General features: G+C 60.5%; 6 protein-coding genes. 5 read left to right on the forward strand and 1 reads right to left on the reverse strand.

The features are described 5' to 3' along the window. On the reverse strand, window positions 1-952 hold a 952-nt coding region (locus OQK_RS05040), incomplete at its 3' end, for a KUP/HAK/KT family potassium transporter (protein ID WP_443216331.1). 349 nt (window positions 953-1,301) lie between these two features. Here OQK_RS05040 and rimO point away from each other — a divergent pair. The 5 genes from rimO to OQK_RS05065 all read left to right on the forward strand — a co-directional run. After that, entirely contained in the window at window positions 1,302-2,639 is a 1,338-nt protein-coding gene (gene rimO, locus OQK_RS05045) for a 30S ribosomal protein S12 methylthiotransferase RimO (RefSeq protein WP_016771405.1), read from the forward strand. 218 nt (window positions 2,640-2,857) lie between these two features. Continuing rightward, window positions 2,858-3,331, forward strand: coding sequence for a GNAT family N-acetyltransferase (locus OQK_RS05050; protein WP_016771406.1), 474 nt, complete (start codon window positions 2,858-2,860; stop codon window positions 3,329-3,331). A gap of 189 nt (window positions 3,332-3,520) precedes the next feature. Further along, window positions 3,521-4,231 carry an rRNA pseudouridine synthase gene (locus OQK_RS05055; protein ID WP_016771407.1) on the forward strand — a complete coding sequence of 237 codons (711 nt, stop codon included), beginning with the start codon at window positions 3,521-3,523 and terminating at the stop codon, window positions 4,229-4,231. A 70-nt stretch (window positions 4,232-4,301) separates the two neighbouring features. Further along, window positions 4,302-4,769 (forward strand): DUF1456 family protein, encoded by a 468-nt coding sequence (locus tag OQK_RS05060; RefSeq protein WP_016771408.1) that lies wholly within the window; start codon window positions 4,302-4,304, stop codon window positions 4,767-4,769. A gap of 166 nt (window positions 4,770-4,935) precedes the next feature. Beyond that, a partial coding sequence (locus OQK_RS05065) for an SDR family NAD(P)-dependent oxidoreductase (protein WP_016771409.1) occupies window positions 4,936-5,630 on the forward strand: 695 nt, incomplete at its 3' end.

The following is a 5,630-nucleotide window of genomic DNA, read 5'->3' on the forward strand; positions in this document are numbered from 1 at the left end:
GGATGTACATGCGCGGGATGTAACCGAGCTGGATCGCCTGACGGGTCAGGGAGAACGCGCCGGAAATCACCGCTTGCGAGGCGATCACCGTGGCCAGGGTCGACAGGCCGACCAGCGGAATCAGCGCCCAGCTCGGTGCCAGCAGGTAGAACGGGTTACGCGCTGCGTCAGGGTTTTCCAGCAGCAATGCGCCCTGGCCGAAGTAGTTGAGCACCAGCGCCGGCAGCACCAGCAGGAACCAGGCGCGAGCGATCGGCTTGCGGCCGAAGTGGCCCATGTCGGCGTAAAGCGCTTCGGCGCCGGTCAGCGCCAGCACTACCGCGCCGAGGATCGCTACGCCCATGCCCGGGTGCACGACGAAAAAATTCACCGCCCACATCGGGTTCAGCGCGTGCAGCACTTCCGGGGTGTGGCTGATGCCGTACACACCAAGGGCGCCGAGGACGAGGAACCAGGTGACCATGATCGGCCCGAACAGAATGCCGATCCGCGCGGTACCGTGGCGCTGAATCAGAAACAGCGCGACCAGCACGACCAGCGACAGCGGCACCACCCAGTGATCGATGCCTTCAAACGCCAGGCCGAGGCCTTCGATCGCCGACAGCACCGAAATGGCCGGGGTGATCATGCTGTCGCCATAGAACAGCGCCGCGCCGATCAGCCCGCACACCACCAACAGCGTGCGCAGGCGCTTGCGCCCCGCCGCTGCCCGCCGTGCCAGTGCCGTCAGGGCCATGATGCCGCCCTCGCCCTGGTTGTCGGCGCGCAGGACGAACATCATGTACTTGATCGAGACCACCCAGATCAGCGACCAGAAGATCAACGACAGAATGCCCAGCACGCCGTCGTGATTGACCGGCACACCATAACCGCCGGAAAACACTTCCTTGAGGGTGTACAACGGGCTCGTGCCGATGTCGCCATAAACCACCCCGACCGCCGCGACCAGCATGCTCAGCGGTCTGCTTGCCGAACCCTCGGCGCCCGCCGCATGACTACTTGCCTGACCCATCCAACACTCCTGATCTCGATACCGGCTTCTTTGAAGGAAGCACTATGCTTTGAGTTGCAGCATGCGCTGTTTTACCTGTTGTTACAGACCAATGATTGACTGCACGAAATCGGTAAAGCTCAACGGCGCGAAGCATAGCGCAGCACTCGTCGTATTTCCCCGTATAAAGCTGGTCAAGTGCGTTGCCCGCCGCTAGAATTGCGCACTTTTTGATCAGAGGCGCATCTCAAGCGCCCATCCGTCAGCTGCCGCGCGTGGCCAGCGACGTCACAAAACACCGAGGTTAGACATGCCCACCACTCCTGCGCCGGCCAATCCAAAGGTTGGCTTTGTATCTCTGGGTTGCCCGAAAGCACTGGTCGACTCCGAGCGCATCCTGACCCAGCTGCGCATGGAAGGCTATGACGTGGTGTCCACCTATCAGGACGCCGACGTTGTAGTCGTCAACACCTGCGGCTTCATCGATTCGGCCAAGGCTGAATCTTTGGAAGTGATCGGTGAAGCGATCAAGGAAAACGGCAAGGTCATCGTCACCGGCTGCATGGGCGTGGAAGAAGGCAACATCCGCGACGTACACCCGAGCGTGCTGGCCGTGACCGGTCCGCAGCAGTACGAGCAAGTGGTCAACGCCGTGCACGAAGTGGTGCCGCCGCGTCAGGATCACAACCCGCTGATCGACCTGGTGCCGCCGCAAGGCATCAAGCTGACCCCGCGCCACTACGCGTATTTGAAGATTTCCGAAGGCTGCAACCACAGCTGCTCGTTCTGCATCATCCCGTCGATGCGCGGCAAACTGGTCAGCCGTCCGGTTGGCGATGTGCTCGACGAAGCCCAGCGCCTGGTCAAATCCGGCGTTAAAGAGCTGTTGGTTATCTCGCAAGACACCAGCGCTTACGGCGTTGATGTGAAATACCGCACCGGCTTCTGGAACGGCGCGCCGGTGAAAACCCGCATGACCGAGCTTTGCGAAGCACTGAGCACCCTGGGCGTCTGGGTCCGCTTGCACTACGTTTATCCGTACCCGCACGTCGACGAGCTGATTCCACTGATGGCCGCCGGCAAGATCCTGCCGTACCTGGATATCCCGTTCCAGCACGCCAGCCCGAAAGTCCTGAAGTCGATGAAACGCCCGGCGTTCGAAGACAAGACTCTGGCGCGCATCAAGAACTGGCGCGAAATCTGCCCGGACCTGATCATCCGTTCGACCTTCATCGTCGGCTTCCCGGGCGAAACCGAAGAAGACTTCCAGTACTTGCTCAACTGGCTGACCGAAGCCCAGCTCGACCGCGTCGGCTGCTTCCAGTACTCGCCGGTGGACGGCGCACCAGCGAATGATCTGGATCTGGAAGTGGTACCGGACGACGTCAAGCAGGATCGTTGGGAGCGCTTCATGGCGCACCAGCAGGCGATCAGCTCGGCACGCCTGCAAATGCGCATCGGTCGTGAGATCGAAGTGCTGGTGGACGAGGTTGACGAACAAGGCGCGGTTGGCCGCTGCTTCTTCGACGCCCCGGAAATCGATGGCAACGTGTTTATCGACAATGGCAGCAACCTGAAGCCGGGCGACAAGGTCTGGTGCAAGGTGACTGATGCCGACGAATATGATTTGTGGGCTGAGCAGATCTAAGCACCGCAAAATACCTGTGGGAGCGAGCCTGCTCGCGAATGCGCTGGGTCAGTCGCTGTAAATATTGCCTGACACAATGCCTTCGCGAGCAGGCTCGCTCCCACAAGTGAATAGCGCTGTATCCAGAAGCCCCGCTCTTTTCCGAGATACGGGGCTTTTTTGCGGCTATCGTTTAGCGGGGGACGGACTCCCTTGAACCGCACAAGAGGCACACGCACATGCGTCAACATTCGGTCATCCACACACCGAAAATCAGCGATTACGAGGAACTGACCCGGGTCTGGGAGGCCTCGGTCCGTGCGACTCACCAGTTCCTGCCGGACAGCTATATCGAGCTGCTGCGCAATCTGGTGCTCACCCGCTATCTCGATGCGGTCATGCTGATCTGCACCAAGGACCGCCAGCAGCGCATCACCGGGTTTGCCGGTGTGGCGGCGGGCAAGATTGAAATGCTGTTCATCGATCCTGCTCATCGTGGTCAAGGCTTGGGCAAGCAGTTGCTGCGCTATGCGATCGAACGGCTCAACGCCGATGAACTCGACGTCAATGAGCAGAACCCGCAAGCCTTGGGTTTTTATGAAAAGCAGGGATTTGAAGTGATCGGCCGCTCCGAGGTCGATGGCATGGGCCAGCCGTATCCGCTGCTGCATATGCGCTTGCGGCAAAACCAGCAGCGCGCGAACCATGCCTGACACCACATAGAACCCTGTGGGAGCTGGCTTGCCAGCGATGCAGACGCCGCGGTGACCAACAAATGCCAAGGCGATGCCATCGCTGGCAAGCCAGCTCCCACAGGCAAAGCGACCATCCAGTAAATGGAACCGGGCTTAACCGCTTCCACACAGGTACAATGCCCACCCCTTTTTTGTTACGGCCCCGTCATGACTGACCCGATTCGCCTCTCCAAACGCCTCATCGAACTGGTCGGTTGCTCCCGCCGGGAGGCCGAGCTGTTCATCGAGGGCGGCTGGGTCACCGTGGACGGCGAAGTCATCGATGAGCCGCAATTCAAGGTCGGCGAGCAAAAGGTCGAGCTCGACAAGGACGCCAAGGCCACCGCGCCGGAGCCGGTGACCATCCTGCTCAACGCGCCCGCCGGCATGGATGTCGACAGCGCCATGCAAACGCTCAGCGCCGAAACCCTCAGCGAAGAGCATCGCTACGGCAAGCGCCCGTTGCGCGGGCATTTCCTGCGCCTGACCGCCAGCGCCGACCTGCAGCCCCAGGCCAGCGGCCTGCTGGTGTTCACCCAGGACTGGAAAATCCTGCGCAAGCTCACCGCCGACGCGGCGAAGATCGAGCAGGAATACATCGTCGAAGTCGAAGGTGAGATGGCTGCCCACGGCCTCAACCGCCTGCAACACGGCCTGACGCACAAGGGCAAGGAGCTGCCGCCGGTGAAGGCCAGCTGGCAGAACGAAAACCGCCTGCGCTTCGCCATGAAAAACCCGCAGCCGGGAATCATCGCGCAGTTCTGCGAAGCGGTTGGCCTGAAGGTCATCGGCATCCGCCGCATCCGCATCGGCGGCGTGTCGATCGGCAAAGTCCCGCTCGGCCAGTGGCGCTACCTGTCCGGCAAAGAGAAGTTCTAGAACTTCCACTGCCGCCATACATTTCGGCAGTGCTTACGAGCGCTGCCCACAACGCATCAGGAATACCGACATGGTTCATAACGACGTACTGCGCAGCGTGCGCTACATGCTCGACATCAGCGACAAGAAAGTTGTCGAGATCATCAAACTGGGCGGCATGGACGTCACGCTCGCCGATGTCATCACCTGGCTCGACAAGAAAGAAGAAGACGAAGAAGGCTTCGTACGCTGCCCGGACGAAGTCATTGCGCACTTCCTCGACGGTCTGGTGATCTTCAAGCGCGGCAAGGACGAAAGCCGTCCGCCGCAACCGATCGAAGTGCCGGTGACCAACAACATCATCCTGAAAAAACTGCGCGTAGCCTTCGAGCTGAAAGAAGACGACATGCACGCGATCCTCAAAGCCGCCGAGTTTCCGGTATCCAAGCCTGAACTGAGCGCGCTGTTCCGCAAGGTCGGCCACACCAACTATCGCCCGTGTGGCGACCAGTTGCTGCGTAACTTCCTCAAAGGGCTCACGCTGCGCGTTAGAGCGTAAAGCAGCTACAAGCTGCAAGCTGCAAGTTAGCCCCTGCTTTAACTTGCCGCTTGCGGCTTGCAACTCGAAGCTGGCCGCATGGCCCCTCATTCCCTGCAAAAATAATGGCTCCGCTTTTCGCGGCTGACGACTAGGGTGTACTGATCCCTAATCTTCAGGACTCGTCATGCATCCCTACTTTTCCCTGCAAGGCCGCACCGCTCTGGTGACCGGCGGCACCCGTGGTATCGGCAAGATGATCGCCAAGGCGTTCGTCGAGGCCGGCGCCCATGTCTACGTGTGCTCGCGCGACGTTGAAGCCTGCCAGCAAACCGCCGAAGAACTTGGCGCGCTGGGCAGTTGCCACGGCGTGGCGGCGAATCTGGCGACCGAAGAAGGCGTGCGGGAATTGGCCGCGCGTCTGGGTGAGCAGATCACTCATCTGGACATTCTGGTGAACAACGCCGGCACCACGTGGGGCGCGCCGCTGGAGAGTTATCCGGTCAAGGGCTGGGAGAAAGTCATGCAGCTCAATGTGACGTCGGTGTTCAGTTGCATCCAGCAGTTTCTGCCGTTGCTGCGCAAGGCTGGCTCGGCGGCGAATCCGGCGCGGATCATCAATATCGGTTCGGTGGCGGGGATTTCTTCGTTTGGCGAGCAGGCGTATGCCTATGGGCCGAGCAAAGCGGCGCTGCATCAGTTGTCGCGAATTCTCGCCCGGGAACTGGTGAGCCAGCACATCAACGTCAACGTGATTGCGCCGGGTCGCTTTCCGAGCAAGATGACCCAGCATATTGGTAATGATGAACAGGCGTTGGCTGAGGATACGGCGCTGATTCCGATGAAGCGCTGGGGGCGTGAGGAAGAGATGGCGGCGCTGGC

This window comes from Pseudomonas sp. R62 (assembly GCF_000257605.1).
Taxonomy (GTDB): domain Bacteria; phylum Pseudomonadota; class Gammaproteobacteria; order Pseudomonadales; family Pseudomonadaceae; genus Aquipseudomonas; species Aquipseudomonas atacamensis.